Genomic DNA, 15,238 nt, shown 5'->3' on the forward strand with positions numbered 1-15,238 from the left:
GCGGCGAGCCAAGCCGAACGAAGGCCAGCAGTGCCGCACAGGCGCTAATATGAACGCAGCGCCCGAGTGCGCTGCGCTGACAAGGGGGAGACGGGAACGATGCTCATCTGGCTGCGCAACTATCGACGCGACTTGCTGGCCGGCGATATCGGCGCCGGCATCATCGTCACCCTGATGATGATTCCGCAGAGCATGGCCTACGCCCTGGTCGCCGGCCTGCCGCCGGTTACGGGGCTCTACGCCAGCATCCTGCCGCCCGTCGCCTACGCCTTGTTCGGCAGCAGCATGGTGCAGTCGGTGGGGCCGATGGCCATCACCTCGCTGATGATCGGCACCTCGCTGGCGACCCTGGCGCCACCCGGATCGGCGCTGAGCATGGTGCTCGCCGGCCAGATGGCGCTGATCGCCGGCGTGATCCTTTTTCTCAGCGGCGTTTTCCGCCTCGGTTTCGTCGCCGGCTTTCTCAGTCGCCCGGTGATGAGCGGCTTTACCAGCGGCGCCGCACTATTGATCGCCAGCGGTCAGCTCGGACCGCTGCTGGGCGGGCCGCTGGCGAATAGCCATCTGCCGAGCGCACTCATCGGACTGGCTTCGCTACTTGCCCTGTGGCTGGCGAAGACCTATCTGGCGCGCGCCCTGGCCGCTCTTGGCGCCTCCGGAAAAGCAGCGGAAATGCTCACCAAACTGGCGCCGGTGGTGGTCCTGGTCGCGGCCACAGCCGCCGTCGCCGGGCTCGACCTGGCAGCGGCCGGGGTCAAGGTCGTCGGCGAAATTCCGGCGGGCCTGCCAGCGCTCGCGCTGGCCGTGTCGGCAGAACATTGGCAGCCCTTGCTGATGCCCTCGCTGCTGATCGCCTTCATGATCTTTCTCTCCAGCCAGTCGGCCGCGCAATCGCTGGCTCACCGGCGCGGCGAACGCATCGTCAGCAACCGCGAGCTGCTCGGGCTCGGCGCCGCCAACCTGGCCAGCGCGGTGTCGGGCGGCTTCGCGGTCACCGGCAGCATTTCACGCTCGGCAGTGAATTACGCCGCCGGCGCCAACACGCCGCTGGCCAGCATCATCTCGGCCGCCCTGATCGTCCTGGCGCTGCTCGTGCCGACCACCTGGATATCCTGGCTGCCACTGCCGGCGCTGGCGGCGACGATCATTCTCGCCGTCCTCGGCATGATCGATGTCGCCACCTTGCGCGACGCCTGGCGCCATGACCGCAGCGACGCCGCCGCGCTGCTGGCAACGACCACCGGCGTCCTCCTTCTCGGCGTCGAAAAAGGCGTCATTCTCGGCGTCGTCCTGTCGCTGGCGACGGTCATCTGGCGCGCCAGCCGGCCGCACATTGCGGTCATCGGCCGCATTCCCGGCAGCGAACACTTCCGCAACGTAAAACGACATCAGGTCGAAACCCTGCCCGAAGTGCTGATGCTGCGCATCGACGCCGATCTCTTCTTCGGCAATGTCGATGCCATCGTCGACCACCTCGAACAACTGCTCAAGGAGCGGACGGCAAACGGGCAAGCGACGCGCGACGTGCTGCTGGTCATGTCGGCGGTGAGCAGCATCGACACCACCGGCCTCTACCTGCTCAACGAGATCAATCGCAGCCTGCTCGGACAGTCCATCAAGCTGCATCTGAGCGAAGTCAAGGGGCCGGTCATGGACCGCCTGCAGCGCAGCGAGCTGCTCAAGCAGCAACTCGGTGGACGCGTGTTTCTAAGTACCGCCGCAGCCTTCAGCTACCTCACCGAGCAGGCTGCGCAGGAAACCTGGTCCATTTGAGGGTATTGAGCTGGCGGGCAGCGGGCGAGTCGAACGAGCGGGTCAAGCGTGGAGCCGTGAAAACGCCCCACCCGCCCCCGGGAAGCGAGAGCACCTGTCCGGCCGTGCACGGCCTGTAATCGCAGCCGCTCCAGCCGGAGCACTTTGGCGAGCCCCAACGAAGGCCTGTACGATGCAGATACCCCCCTGTGGCTGGCCCGAGGCCCAGCGCCAAACCTTGTGCTCCCGACCGACGTGGCTCAGGCCTTTCTTCTTGCCAATGCTCTGGAATGGTAAGGCCAAAAGGAAAGACCTGCCCCCCGCGCAGCCCTGAAAATAATGACCGTTTCCCCGTCTCACCCCGGGCCCTTCTCCGGCCGGTGGCGAAGGGCGCTTGGCGAGTCGCGTCCGCGACCTTCCCATTACTTCAGCGCATCGGGAAGCTTGTCGTTCGCCCGCATCTCCTGCAGCGAGCGTTTTGCGACCTCATAGCCGAGGTGGCGATAGCTCTCGAACTGCGACTCATCGAAGAACTGGTCCACCGTCGGTTGGTGCGGAAAGTCCTTGTGCGTGCGCCGGTATTGAACAATGTCCGGCGGCAGATCGGCGGTGAGGGAAGTCTTCCAGTAGATGAGCGTACCGCGTGAGGCGGGCTCAGGATAATCGATCCTGGCGATCGCATAGTGCCGCCGGCCCAGCCACTCCTCCTCCGGCACCTGGTCCCTGGGCTGTGGACGGATGTCGTCCAGCGGGGTCTCGGTCTCGAAGCTGAACTCGACGCCGAAATCGGTGTAGCACTTGCGCATGGCCTCGGCGAGGTCGTCGAAGGCGTACTTCGCATCGGCTCCCGCGTCGCTGGCCAGAATCAGCGTGCAGCGGCGCCGCACCAGCTCGTAGATGCCGAGGTTCTCGAAGTGACCGCCGTCACTGAGGCTGACGAAGGGGTAATCGAGGTCGGCGCTGCCGGTGAGTTCGGCGATCCAGTAGCGCAGGCTGAGCAGAGGATCGCGTTCGCGCCACGCGCTCGGATCCGTCGGATCGCCACACCAGTAGCCCAGGCGCACGTTGAACACGGTCATCAGGAAGGCGACTGCGGGAGAGGTATGAAAGCCCATGTTCGGGCTTGCTGCAGCGCCCGATATTGCCACCGCGGTGCCGAGCTGCATGGGCATGCCTTGCACATCCTTGCCGTACTCTGCGGCCGGACGAAATCCGCCGCTCACCTGGTGCGACGCCGGCTCGTAGCCGGCGTAGCGCGGCGTGAACGCGAAGGAGGCGGCGCGCCGGTTCTGCCACGCCAGCTGCCTTCCGCGGTTGAGATTGATCGCTGTGCCGACGATATGCAACGGTTTTTGATTGGCGAGCTCGGGCAGCGCCACGTCGTCATTGGGATCGAAGCCGGTGAGCGGATGCGGGCGGCGCTCGCAATTGGTCGCGCCGAGATAGCAGCGCGTCAGGCGGTTGCGGTAGAAGTGATGCAGCGAGAACAGATTGATGTTCACCCGCCATGACACCAAGAGCGCCGCCAGGAATGCCACCCCCGCCATGGCGGTCAGCATCCACGGTGAAGTAAACCACGGCTTGATGGTTTGCTGGTCTTTCGCAGCGAAGGCTAGGAATTGATCCCACCACCTCGGCGAGTCGATGTTGCGCACGGTGACCAGCGGCATGCCCGCGCCGGGGTCGGCGTGCAGGTAGATGCCCGGCGCTGGAGGCGGCGTGTTTCCGGCAACCGGCGCCTCCCCGACAGCTGCTGTCGCTCCAGCAGCCGGCGTCGTTCCAGCGGCCGGCGTCTCCCTGGCACACCAATCCTTCTTCTCATCCTGTGTGGCGCTGGGCATACCCGGGCGCCAGTCGTGGCCCCAGCTCAAGGCTTGATGCAGTCCCCAGGACAGCGGGAGCAGCAGGCCGAGGACGAACACGTAGGGAGCGAGGCGGACCAGGACCTCCATCCAGCCCTTGCTCCCCTCCCCCCCTTTCGTTTCTTTGCTCTTGCCGGCAAGTACCCCGAAGAGCGTGCTCGCAATCCACGCGAAGCCGCCCATGGCGACTACCCATTCGTTTGCCCACTCGAGCAAGGCCCAGCCGTAAAGCGCGATGGTGAAGATTCCGGTCCACATCACGGCCAGGGCAATCAATCGGGCCCCGTAGACGCTCCACAGCTCGCGGTCGCTCTCGACAAACTGGCGGCCCATCAGACCGACATGCACGACGACCATCAAAGCAATGGCAATGATTACCGTCGGCGGGCCAAAGGCTACCGCGGCCCAGCAGCGATGCTCGCCGGGCAGGGCCAGGATCGCATTACCGATCCCCCACATGAAAGCCGCTCCCGCTGCGCCCGCAAGCACCGCGAAGGCGAGAAAAGCGGCCTGCCACTTCACCTTGTGAAAAGTGCTCTGCCGCCTCAGCTGGCGACAAGCAGCCTGCCACTTCGCCTTGTCCATTAGGGCGCCCAGCCGTTTAGACCAGCCCTTTTCGTCGGAATAATAGAGGGTCGCCATCACGAAGCCCACTCCCCACGGCACCACGTACAAGGCCACGGTGTCCCAGAATCGCGTCTCCGCGACACCGCCCACGGCAAGCTGAATGTAAGAGCAGGTGGCGAGGAATCCCGTGGCGACAACCGGCACGTCGATTAGCGCAATAAGCCAGCGGGAGCGCATGAACCACGGGCGGCGCACTTTTCGTTCGGGCGGGAAGAACAGGGCCATGGCAACCGCGAACGTTGGCGGGAGTAGCGCCACCATCATCATCGGGTAATACCAGGCTGAAAAACCTTCCCAGTTCACCAGGAACGTGGCGAGCTGCGCCGCAATGATCGGGAGGATGAGTATCCCCCCGATCAGCGCAATCAATATGACGAGATTAAGCAAGAGATTGCGCAGGTAGGTCGCGACGGCGACCAGGGAGTCCTTGCTCAACCCGGCGCGCGGCGTTAAGTAGTTGCTGTACGAGCGCAGGAAGCGGATCGCGGCGTGCTCGAGCTTGCCGTCACCGCTGCAGAGCTCGGTCTCGGCTTTCGCGACCTGACCGCCACCATAGCGCTTGATGAACAGAGACAGCCAGCCGCCGATATAGCCACCGCCCGAAATCGTCGACAGGTAGTCGAATTTCTGCAGCAGCTTTTGCTCGGCAAGCGCCTGAATGACGCCGAGGTTGAAGGTGGCGCTGCGAATGCCGCCGCCGGAAAGCGCGAGGCCACGCGCCTTGCCTTCCGGCGAAAAACCGGCACTGCGCTCGTCGTCCAGCACAGCGTCGAAATGCAGCGGCGCAGTGTTGTTGGCAAGGGTCGATTTCTTGTCTGTCATGGACATGGACTCCCCTACTTTTACCACATCAGGACTGGAAGCGAATGGCGGCCTTGCCACGCAGGCCCGCAAGCAGGCCGGTGGGAACGGCGACACCACGTCGCGCCGCACACAGGGCGTCCCCCTCATGGAGAGTAATCGCCCCCCCTCATCCAAGGCATCAGCCTAGGCCCCATGAGGAGCGAATACAAGCTCGTCGTACGCGCCTCACGAACCTCTCTTTTACCGCCGCCGGCGAAGGAGCGGGGTGAGGCGGGCCACCTCGTTCAGGAAGTCGTCGCGCGCAGGGAAAGCAGCGCCCGCTCCCGGGGAGCGGCAGCACCTGCCCGGCCGAGCACGGCCGGTAATCGCAGCCGCTCCTGTCAGCGCACTTCGGCAATCCCCAACGACGGCATCTACGGCGCCGCTACCCCGGGGGCTGGCCGGAGGCACTGCGCGCACGGCGTGCTCCCGACCGACCGCTGCAGTGCTGCATTCCTGATAAGCCGTTCGGCATCCGTTAATGTGAAAGTCGCGCAAGCGACTCACGAAACTCCCTTCTCCCTCGCGGGAGAAGGGGCAGGGGAAGAGGGAAACGGTCATGACTTTCATGATTTGGGGTGTCTCCACGTGTCATGACCGTTAAAGCCGTGCGAAATCCTTGTGGCGGCTCGAATTCGGCCGCTCCATAGCGCTGCCCTCGTCGTGAAAACCGGGCCGCCATTCACCAATCATGGTCATGACGAGGAAGCGCAGCCGACACGGCAAACTTCGCCTTGCCAAGCCGCGCCTGGCCAGCAGCTTGAAAATCCCGCGTTTCCTGCTATAACTTCCTGATTGGCGGGCGTCGATCGCACACCAATTCGATCGTCTGGGGGGGACGTCCACGTGGGCTTTTTCACCTTCATTGAGCAGCGCTGCTGGCGTCAATGGATCGGCTGTGCGCCGTGAAGGCGGCGACCGCCCTGCTCCTCGTCAAACTCGTGCATACGTTGGTCTGGGCGCTTTTTGCCGGCTTGATCGTCGCCATTCCACTGGCGTCTTTCCATGGCAGGCACGCCATTGCCGCCTGGAGCGCGGCGGCGGTCGCTGGCGAGGTGCTCGTCCTGGCGGTGAATGGCTGTCGCTGTCCCTTGACGGCAGTCGCCGCGCGCTACACCGACGAGCGGCACGACAGCTTCGACATCTACCTGCCGCCGTGGCTCGCGCGGTACAACAAAGTGATTTTCGGCACGCTGTACTTTGCTGGTATTGCTTTTGCTCTCGCGCACTGGGCGCTGGCAGCCGACTAGTCGGCAACCAATCGTGGCGTGCGCATTCTTTTGCCTATTTTTAAAGGAGTCTTGCGATGTTCAGAGCCCGCCCGTTCGTATGCAGCCTGGTATCGGCCGCCTTCTTCCCGCTCACCGCCGCCGCCGCCGAAACGCCGGCAGTCGCCGAACTGCCGGCGCCCAAGGTCGGCGATGTATGGAAATTCAGGAAAATCGACCTGTGGAACAACAGTGAACTCGAGACGTACCAGCGGGAACTCGTCGAGATCCAGCCCGACCACCTGGTATATCGTGGCAAATCGGCGCCAAATGCCGAGGCGAAGACCTTTTATCACGGTCGCAGCCTGGCTAGCTGCCGGAAAATGCGCGACAGCGAAGAAGAGTATTGTGCGGGTGCGTTGGCCTTCCCGCTGCGCGTCGGCGACAGGAACAGCTATGCAAAGCGACCCTGGAACAAGGGAGACGGTCACTCTTCGGCCGACTGCGAAGTCAAGGGAATCGAATCGGTGACCGTCCCCGCGGGAACTTTCGACGCCGTTCGCGTCGATTGTGACGGCACATGGCAGCGCGTATTCGATATCACGTCGACTTCCGGCAAGACCGGTCGCTTCGAGGAAAGCTTGTGGTACTCGCCCAAGGTCGGTCACTACGTCAAGTTCACCTACACCGGTTACAGACCGAGCGGCGGCGCTTTCACGCGGGAGCAGACCGAGCTGGTCGAATTCGTTCCGAAGTAAGCCATTCGCAGCGCCGCGCGTCGGCAACGGGATCAACTGCTCGTCGTGCCATATCACCTGCGGAACGCTCGTCTGGGCAGCGCCTATTGTCGGTTGTTTTCACAAATCCGCCTCACCGGCGCTCGCTGAGGCACGGCTGAGGCCATCGTTGTTGGCTGGCATGCCGAGGGAGCAACCGGGCAACGTTGTGCGAAGCCTTTCGGGGCGATGGGCTTTCGGTTACGGGCGGCGTGGACTCTTGCGCTGGCGCCGAACCCACTGCCGTTTCGGCAGCCGCGAGCTATTGCCCGGATTTTGATTCACCTGACCCTGCAACTCCTTGACGTCGTGCAGCAGTCGCTTCGACACTTCCAGCAACAGCTCCGCCGGCAGATTCTTCAGCCACTCGCCGCCCATCTGGAAAAGGTCATGCTTACTCAGGCGCATCCCGTCGTGGCTAGCGTGTGCTCGTCAATGAAAAAACTTATGCGCCAAAATCATGGCCGTGGCGGCTTTTCTCAAGAGGGAGTGAACGGTTACTTGTTACTTTCCTGCCGAGTGCGCGACTGCCGGGCGCAAAAATTCTCTACGATTAATTAATTTGATTTGGCATTTGGGCACTCTTTGCATAATCTCACCGTTCAGTTAATGGCCATTCGAACCAGCCAGGCGATAACAAGATGAACCTAACGCCTTGACTGGTTGTTCCTGACGTCGATTTTCGTGCGCTCGTACGATCAATCGCATCTCGTGCTTGGACTGGTTCGTCACTTGCCCCCGGTTTGCGTGGGACACGTGCGATTGTATACGCGCTTGCCAAGAGCAGGTGCGTTGAGTTTTGCGTCTCCCCAGGCAGCGTTGCCTTCCGTTTCCCAGCATTCAGTCAATTTCAAGTGAGGAGGGTGCACATGTTATTCGTTACCAATCGAGTACCGTCAGGCGAAAACCCGCTGGTATCGGAAGCCAATCGCCAGCTCAAATTCGAGGACGAATTCGTTCACGCTACCAACAGCCTGTTCTATTGTCGTGCCGACGCGAATGGTGAGATCACGGAAGTGATGAGCGATGGTTTCTTCGCGAGTCTTGCCGAAAGAGGAAAAATGGGCAGAAAAAAATGTTCTGCTCTATATCCATGGCTATAACACATCCATGTCAAAAGCTCTCGGCAAAGGCTTTTCGCTGCAGACGCTGCTCGACAGGATTGCCGACAAGAGGTTCGAGGTAGTGACCCTCATCTGGCCCTGCACCGCCGATCCACAAAATGCCGAACAACAAGTTCGCGCACTGAAATACTGGAACGATCAGGACGCCGCGGACATGTCGGGACCGGTGTTCGGTCGCTTGCTGTCCCGCTTCGTTTTCCGGCAAGCGCACTTGCCCGCGAACGCAGAAGCCTGTCAGATGCGAATTCATATGCTTGCCCACTCGATGGGCAACCGCGTGCTGATGAATGTCCTCAACGCTTGGGGAAACAGCATCGGCGGCGGCGGCGTTCCGCTGCTTTGCCGGAACATATTCCTGACCGGTGCGGATATTCCGAACACCGCTCTAGAACGTGGTCAGCCCGGCTATGCGATCACCCTCGCCGCTCGCAAGGTGATCGTCTACCACGCGTCCGACGACCGGAAGCTCGAAGAGAGTATCGTCGCGAATACCTTCCGCGATGGGTTCCGTGGTGCCATCGAAATGACCGCAAGGCTCGGCGATTACGGACCGGAAAGCCTGCGCAAGACGCGCGACAACGTTCACGCCATTGACTGCGACCAGTTCAATGAACAGTTCGACACCAAGACCGAGGGCGGCAAGTCGAGAAGCGTCGGCCACAGCTATTTTCTAACCGACAGCGAAGAGGCTGAAGAAAACCCATCCGTCGCCTGGAAAGCCTATTATCAGGTGAAGGGCGCCATCAGTCCCTCTCTCTACCACATGGCGGCAACCATGCTTACCGACCGGGTAGCCGAAATCGGTACGAAACGGAAGCTGAAGTTGTCGCCTGACTACGTTTTCGCACCTCGGCAACCCGTGCCACCTGTTGCCACCGCGCAGCCGTCCGCCGCGGCAGGTGCCACAAACCCGGTAGCGCACGCAAGCCCCCCTGGGTGATGGCTCGCCTTCCAAAAACTCTTCTTGCGCCCAATACGCGTTGCCTGCTTCTCAAGGGGCCAAGCTTGTCAGAAATCACTTCATCGCGTTTGCGAAACGGAGATCAACATGGCGTTGTTTACAGATACCGACAGTTATTGGGCCGAGTCACCGTCGCACATCCTGAAGAAGCGACTATTGTGCGAAGGAGATTCGTGGTTCTCGATTCCGTCGATCGCCCATATCCCCCTGCAACTCGAAGCATTGCTAGACGCCTCCATTCTGTGCCTCGCCGATCCCGGAGACACCCTCGAAGAACTGACTGCCGGACTGCAGTTCAAGAAAATAAAGACTCTCCTCGCGAGTGAGCGGTTTGGCCAGAAATGGGATGCGCTGCTGCTCAGTGTGGGCGGCAACGACGTGATCGGACCAGAGATCAGGGGATTGTTGAATGCGCCCGCTGATCCGGCAAGCACCAACCCCGATCATTACTTGAATCAGGAGGCCGTTGAACAGATGTTCGCGGTACTCGACGAGCGCCTACGACAGATCATCGGTCTGCGCGACCAATCACCGATCAACCGGGAAATGCCGATCTTCATTCACACCTACAGCTATCTGACGCCACGCGACGAGGGACACAAAGTTCTTGCCTGGAGGATTTCCGGACCATGGATACACCGTTACATGGTACCGCTCGGAATCACCGATTGCTCGCTTCAGCAGGCGATAGTCGCCAAGCTGCTTGATGGCTTCCATGGGCGGCTGGAGAGAATCGCCGATGAGACCAACGAATTTCACGTCATTGATACAAGGAAATCGCTGGAGCCGGTGCTGTGCAGGAATCGCAAAGGGTCGCAAAAGCTATGGCGGGACGAAATTCACCCCAGCAGGAAAGGCTTTGCCCGAATTGCGAAAAGCTTCTTTGTTCCCGCATTGCTGAAGGCTGGCGTGATCACAGACGCGGACCTGCGCCGCTGAGTCTGGGCGAACCCCTCCTGCGTCGCCCCGCTCAGCGCGGCGCATCAACCGTAAGGCCGCGCGCGCTGACCACTTTTCTTTGTCAAAGTCAGCGATCAGCGATGTCGCCTGATCCACTCACGCCTCGCACCATGCGATCGACGATGGGCTGCAGGCGTGCGAAGCTGGCGTCGTCCGTACGGAGCGGATGTCGCCTACTTTCCGGCGGCGAGGCTTGCGTGCCGCGTTAGCTGTTCCCTGACAGGATTTCGCCTTCGATCACACTTAGAGCAAGCTGCGCCCGCGCGCGCCGACTTTCCAATTCACCAATAGATGTAGACTCGATCCGTCAAGCGGGTAAGCTTGCTCGCATTGGGAGCGCTGAAAACCCCGCTCGGAGCTTCGCGATGATGCTGCCGTTCATCGCTCGGTCGCTCCCCTGGCGCGAGAACAAATACATCCGTGGGAGGAAAACAGCATGCGCAGCAAGATCGTTACTGCCGACGAGGCGATTGCCCTGATCCGGGACGGCGATACCCTGGCCAGCACCGGCTTCGTGCAGACCGGCTTCGCCGAGGCACTGCTGTCGGCGCTGGAGCGACGCTTCGTCGCTACTGGCTCGCCAAACAACCTGACCTTGTTCGCTGCCGCCGGCCAGGGCGACGGCAAAACGCTGGGGCTCAACCACCTCGGCCACGAAGGCTTGCTGCGCCGGGTGGTGGCGGGTCACTGGGGGCGCATGCCGAAAGTCGCGCAGCTGGCTCTCGACAACCGCATCCAGGCCTACAACCTGCCGCAAGGCATCATCTGTCAGTTGTTCCGCGACCTCGCCGCCGGCAAGCCGGGGTCCTTTTCGAAGGTCGGACTGCACACCTTCGTCGATCCGCGCTACGGCGGCAGCCGCATCAATGCCGCGACCACCAAGGACATCGTCAGTCTGGTCGAAGTCGATGATGAAGAATGGCTGTTCTACAAGGTCGGCGAAGTCAATGTTGCTTTCATACGTGGCACCACCGCCGACACCTTCGGCAATATCACCATGGAACGTGAGGCGCTGACGCTCAACAACCTGGCCATGGCCATGGCCGCCAAGAACAGTAACGGCATCGTCATCGCCCAGGTCGAGCGAATCGCCGAACGCAGCGGTCTGCCGCCGCGGCAGGTCAAGATTCCGGGGATTCTGGTGGACTGCGTGGTCGTCGCCGAACCGGCCCAGCACATGCAGACGCTGGCGACGCAGTACAACGCCGCCTATGCCGGCGAATTTCGCGTTCCCGCGGCCAGCGTGGTGTCGACACCACTCACCGAGCGCAAGATCATCGCCCGCCGTGCGGCCTTCGAACTGCCGCCGAACGGAATCATCAACCTCGGCGTCGGCATGCCCGAAGGAGTGGCGGCGGTCGCCAACGAGGAGCGCATCTCGCACCTGCTGACGCTGACCGTGGAATCGGGCCTGATCGGTGGCATTCCCTCGAGCGGCGGAAACTTCGGGACCGGGGTCAACATGGACGCGGTGATCGACGAGAACCAGCAGTTCGATTTCTACGACGGTGGCGGCCTCGACATGGCCTGTCTCGGCATGGCCGAATGCGACGCCGCCGGCAACGTCAACGTCAGCCGCTTCGGCGGTCGTCTAACCGGCGCCGGCGGCTTCATCAACATCAGCCAGAACGCCCGCCTGGTGGTCTTCGTCGGCACCTTCACCGGCAAGGGTCTCGAAGTCGAGGTCAAGGACGGCAAACTGCACATCGTTCAGGAGGGTCAGCAGCGGAAGTTCCTCCAGCAGGTCGAGCAGATCACCTTCAATGGCCAGTACGCCTACGATCGTGGCAAGCCGGTCTACTACGTCACCGAACGCTGCGTCTTCCGGCGGGTGCGGGGCGGACTGGCGCTGATCGAGGTGGCGCCCGGCATCGACGTCGATCGGGATATTCTGGCAAACATGGATTTCGAACCGATCATCGGCGAATACGGGGTGATGGATGCGCGCATCTTCAATGCCAATCCGATGGGGCTGGAGGTCGAACTGCTCAATCTCTCCCTGCCGGAACGGGTCATCTACGATCCGGAGCGCAACATTCTATTCCTCAACTTCGAGGGTATGCATGTGCGCGTCGAGGAAGACGTGAAGGCTATCTGGGATATTTGCGAGCTGCGCTGCCGGGCAGCCGGGCAGCGGGTCGGCGTGATCATCAACTACGACCGCTTTCGCATCAACCAGGACATGTACGACGCCTACGCCGAAATGGACCGCTACTTCCTGGACAACTATTTCAGTCAGATCACGCGCTACGCCACCAGCGCCTTTCTACGCGCCAAACTCGGCGAGGCCTTCGCCGCGCGCAGCATCGCGCCGCACATCTTCGAGCGCCGCGAGGAAGCGCAGGCCTTCCTGGCCGGGCGCCACGGCGACACCAGCCCTGCGGACTAAGGCGATTTCTGTCAAAGAACATACCATCTTGCTTGTCTTTTCGCCCGTCTTCTGTGTTAAGACAACAGTTACATGGTCCGACTATGCGCCTGTTGTCGCGCCTTGAAGCCGACCGAAAATCCGGCGCAATCTGGTACGTTCTTTTCCGGCAATCGCCTAAGGCGCATCAAGAGCAGCTTCCGGCAAGGATTGGCCGCGCGGCAGCAATACGCTGCTTTGCAGCGATGCATTTTTCCACAACCACATAACGGAGTCCGATCATGAATGTACGCAACGCTTACCGCACCGCCGCCGCGATCCTGATCGCCGCTTTCCTGCCTTTCTCGGCAACGCAGGCGCAGCTTGGCGACCTGATCAAACAGGGGGGGAGTGCAGCATCCGGTGCATCCGGTAGCCTCGGGGGCCTCGGTGATCTGGGTGGAGCACTGTCGGTGCAGTCCGTCACCTCGGGCAGCGCCGGCAATGTCGCCGGCCTGCTGGAGTTCTGCATCAAGAACAATTATCTCAGTGGCGACAAGGCGGCGGAGGTCAAGAATTCCCTGACCAGCAAGCTCCCCGGCGGCTCATCCTCATCGGACAGTGATTACAAGAGCGGCAAGAAAGGCATTTTGAGCAGCAGCGACGGCAGCACGCTCGACCTCAGCGGCGGCGGCCTGAAGAAACAGGCCACCAAGCAGATCTGCGACACGGTTCTTGATCAGGGCAAATCGTTTTTGTGAGCGGGCGGCGGCGGGTATAGCCGAAGCCCCCGTCGGTCAGCGGCAAATAGCCTTGCCGTTGGCGAAGAGCGCCACCCGGTCCCGGCCAGCGTTCTTGGCGACGTAGAGGGCCTTGTCGGCAGCACTGAGCATCTCATCTTCCATTTGCATGCTGGCTTCGATGCTCGCCACTCCGATACTGACCGTGGCCTGGATGTCCACTCCGGAAACGTTGATGGTGAGCGCCTTGATCATCCGGCGCAGGCGCTCGGCGGCCAGTAGTGCAGTCCTGGCGTCGGCGTCGTGGCAGACCAGCAGGAACTCTTCGCCGCCGATCCGACTGACGCTGTCGTCCTTGCGGGCTGCGGCCTTGATAGCCGTGGCCACGCACTGCAAAACGCGATCACCGACGGCATGACCGTAACGGTCGTTGATCGACTTGAAATGGTCGACGTCGATCATCAGCGCGGCCACTGAGCGACCCGTGCGCCGCGACGAGCTCCAGAAGCGGGCGAGCGCCTCCATGCCCGAGCGCCGGTTCGGCAACTCGGTGAGCATGTCGGTCATTGCGCTGTGTTCGAGGCGACGGTTGCTGATCGCCAACTCGGCGGCAAACTGTTTGAGTTGCGCTCTATCGCTCTCCCAGGCCTCGAGCAGTTTCACGTAGTGCAGGGCCGCCCGCATGCGCGCGCTCAGAGCCCGCACATGTATCGGCTTGGTCAGGTAATCGTCGACTCCCGCCTCGAAGGCCTCGATGATCTTCTCGTCGTCTTCCTCGCCGGTGAGCATCACCACGTACATCGACTGGCCCCAGTCGGTCGCGCGCAGCGCCCGGCAGAACTCGAGCCCGTCCATGACCGGCATGCGCCAGTCAGTAATCACGATCTGGGGCATCACCTCCAGCGCCAAGGCCAGCGCCTCCTTGCCGTTCTCGGCGGTGTGAACCGTACAGCCGAGCAAGTGGTCCAGCAAACCCTGCGTCACCATGCGCCCGGTTGGATCGTCATCAACCAGCAGAACCACCTTGCCGGTGCGCGTCTTGGCGGGCTCCTCTTCCGGCCGGGGAACCGGAGCGCTACTCATGGCGCTGAACGACGGCAATTGGCCCGCCGGCACCTTGAGAAGCTCGGCCCAGGCATGCCACTGCGTGACCACCCGGTCGAAGACGTCTCCCAAGGCCGTCGCATCGAGACCGATCTTGCCGCCCAGGAGCATGAGTTCCGAGATGCTGCGCTGGCGCTCGGCGACTGGCGAGCTGCCGAGATCTGCCATTCGCCGTGCGTGGAAGAGCAGATGAACCAGTTGATAAGGCCGCGAGCCCTCGGCAAAGCCAGAGCTCTGCGGAAACTCGTGATAGCGGACCGGCTCGGCGAGTGCCTTGGGGATGCCGCAATCGGCCATTATGCCGGCGGTGAATTCCGTGTGATCGACGCCCAGGTGCTCGCGTTCCCGTTCCAGAAGTGCCAGGCCTTCGCTCGGCTCGGCGAGGACGGCGCCATAATCGCCGGGGTAGGCGGTGGCCAGAGCCAGGCGACCAATCTGCGCCATCAGGCCGCAGGCGAACAATTCCTCAAGTGGAGCGGTACGCACCAGTCGGCCCAGCTCCTGGCTGGCGACGGCCATGAACAATGAATGCGACCAGAAGCCGGGATAGTCGAACGCCGGGCAGCTGCCACGCAGGTATTGATCGACCAGGGAAAAACCCATCGCCAGTTGGCGCACAGTGGACATGCCCAACTGCAACACTGCCTCCCTGATCGAGGCCACCGGCCGGCCGCCGGCGGCTGCGGCATTGGCCAGGCGCAGCAGGCGACTCGACAGGGCCGGATCGCTCTGCACGATCTTGGCCACCGAATCCAGCGTCGCATCGTCGCGCCGGCAAATATCCATGACCGCCAAGGCCACCCCTTTCGGGCTGGGAAGCTGTCCACTGAGACGCAGCTGTTCAATCTTGGTCATTTCTGCCTGCTTTTTTTTTCTGCTGACGGTCATGATGCGTACCACCGTCGCGGAGGATGGACGAAAAATGGACGGGAAG

Annotated in this window: 11 protein-coding genes; 8 read left to right on the plus strand and 3 right to left on the minus strand. The window is 62.0% G+C overall.

Annotated elements, in window-relative coordinates:
- The first annotated feature begins 99 nt into the window (after nucleotides 1–99).
- Nucleotides 100–1,773 carry a SulP family inorganic anion transporter gene (locus E4Q23_RS07055; RefSeq protein ID WP_169065981.1) on the plus strand — a complete coding sequence of 558 codons (1,674 nt, stop codon included), beginning with the start codon at nucleotides 100–102 and terminating at the stop codon, nucleotides 1,771–1,773.
- Between the two features lie 401 nt (nucleotides 1,774–2,174).
- Here E4Q23_RS07055 and E4Q23_RS23645 read toward each other — a convergent pair whose 3' ends face one another.
- A complete protein-coding gene (locus E4Q23_RS23645; protein ID WP_423753319.1) occupies nucleotides 2,175–5,219 on the minus strand; it encodes a hypothetical protein in 3,045 nt (1,014 codons plus the stop codon).
- Nucleotides 5,220–5,989: 770 nt separating this feature from the next.
- On the opposite strand from E4Q23_RS23645, the gene E4Q23_RS07065 reads away from it, so the two are divergent.
- Nucleotides 5,990–6,334: a hypothetical protein gene (locus tag E4Q23_RS07065; RefSeq protein ID WP_336511622.1), complete on the plus strand. Its 345-nt coding sequence runs from the start codon at nucleotides 5,990–5,992 to the stop codon at nucleotides 6,332–6,334.
- Nucleotides 6,335–6,390: 56 nt separating this feature from the next.
- A complete protein-coding gene (locus E4Q23_RS07070; protein ID WP_169065983.1) occupies nucleotides 6,391–7,050 on the plus strand; it encodes a hypothetical protein in 660 nt (219 codons plus the stop codon).
- 219 nt (nucleotides 7,051–7,269) lie between these two features.
- Here E4Q23_RS07070 and E4Q23_RS07075 read toward each other — a convergent pair whose 3' ends face one another.
- Nucleotides 7,270–7,476, minus strand: coding sequence for a hypothetical protein (locus tag E4Q23_RS07075; protein ID WP_248595289.1), 207 nt, complete (start codon nucleotides 7,474–7,476; stop codon nucleotides 7,270–7,272).
- Between the two features lie 461 nt (nucleotides 7,477–7,937).
- On the opposite strand from E4Q23_RS07075, the gene E4Q23_RS07080 reads away from it, so the two are divergent.
- The 5 genes from E4Q23_RS07080 to E4Q23_RS07100 all read left to right on the plus strand — a co-directional run bounded on the left by E4Q23_RS07080 (nucleotide 7,938) and on the right by E4Q23_RS07100 (nucleotide 13,221).
- Nucleotides 7,938–8,171 (plus strand): hypothetical protein, encoded by a 234-nt coding sequence (locus tag E4Q23_RS07080; RefSeq protein ID WP_169065984.1) that lies wholly within the window; start codon nucleotides 7,938–7,940, stop codon nucleotides 8,169–8,171.
- A 7-nt stretch (nucleotides 8,172–8,178) separates the two neighbouring features.
- Complete coding sequence (locus E4Q23_RS07085) at nucleotides 8,179–9,132, plus strand: alpha/beta hydrolase (RefSeq protein ID WP_248595290.1); 954 nt, start codon at nucleotides 8,179–8,181, stop codon at nucleotides 9,130–9,132.
- A 24-nt stretch (nucleotides 9,133–9,156) separates the two neighbouring features.
- Complete coding sequence (locus E4Q23_RS07090; RefSeq protein ID WP_169065986.1) at nucleotides 9,157–10,092, plus strand: hypothetical protein; 936 nt, start codon at nucleotides 9,157–9,159, stop codon at nucleotides 10,090–10,092.
- Nucleotides 10,093–10,549: 457 nt separating this feature from the next.
- Nucleotides 10,550–12,502 (plus strand): acyl CoA:acetate/3-ketoacid CoA transferase, encoded by a 1,953-nt coding sequence (locus E4Q23_RS07095; RefSeq protein ID WP_169065987.1) that lies wholly within the window; start codon nucleotides 10,550–10,552, stop codon nucleotides 12,500–12,502.
- A gap of 260 nt (nucleotides 12,503–12,762) precedes the next feature.
- Complete coding sequence (locus tag E4Q23_RS07100; protein WP_169065988.1) at nucleotides 12,763–13,221, plus strand: DUF2501 domain-containing protein; 459 nt, start codon at nucleotides 12,763–12,765, stop codon at nucleotides 13,219–13,221.
- Nucleotides 13,222–13,257: 36 nt separating this feature from the next.
- Here E4Q23_RS07100 and E4Q23_RS07105 read toward each other — a convergent pair whose 3' ends face one another.
- On the minus strand, nucleotides 13,258–15,159 hold the full coding sequence (locus E4Q23_RS07105; RefSeq protein WP_169065989.1) for a GGDEF domain-containing response regulator: 1,902 nt from the start codon (nucleotides 15,157–15,159) through the stop codon (nucleotides 13,258–13,260).
- Nucleotides 15,160–15,238: the final 79 nt, after the last annotated feature.

Source organism: Candidatus Accumulibacter phosphatis (assembly GCF_012939955.1).
In the GTDB taxonomy this organism is placed as follows: domain Bacteria; phylum Pseudomonadota; class Gammaproteobacteria; order Burkholderiales; family Rhodocyclaceae; genus Accumulibacter; species Accumulibacter delftensis.

Excerpts from the sequence above, each read along its gene's own strand:
- E4Q23_RS07055 (WP_169065981.1), top strand. The coding sequence starts at position 100 with ATGCTCATCTGGCTGCGCAACTATCGACGCGACTTGCTGGCCGGCGAT.
- E4Q23_RS07070 (WP_169065983.1), top strand. The coding sequence starts at position 6,391 with ATGTTCAGAGCCCGCCCGTTCGTATGCAGCCTGGTATCGGCCGCCTTC.
- E4Q23_RS07075 (WP_248595289.1), bottom strand. The coding sequence starts at position 7,476 with ATGCGCCTGAGTAAGCATGACCTTTTCCAGATGGGCGGCGAGTGGCTG.
- E4Q23_RS07080 (WP_169065984.1), top strand. The coding sequence starts at position 7,938 with ATGTTATTCGTTACCAATCGAGTACCGTCAGGCGAAAACCCGCTGGTA.
- E4Q23_RS07085 (WP_248595290.1), top strand. The coding sequence starts at position 8,179 with ATGTCAAAAGCTCTCGGCAAAGGCTTTTCGCTGCAGACGCTGCTCGAC.
- E4Q23_RS07095 (WP_169065987.1), top strand. The coding sequence starts at position 10,550 with ATGCGCAGCAAGATCGTTACTGCCGACGAGGCGATTGCCCTGATCCGG.
- E4Q23_RS07100 (WP_169065988.1), top strand. The coding sequence starts at position 12,763 with ATGAATGTACGCAACGCTTACCGCACCGCCGCCGCGATCCTGATCGCC.
- E4Q23_RS07105 (WP_169065989.1), bottom strand. The coding sequence starts at position 15,159 with ATGACCAAGATTGAACAGCTGCGTCTCAGTGGACAGCTTCCCAGCCCG.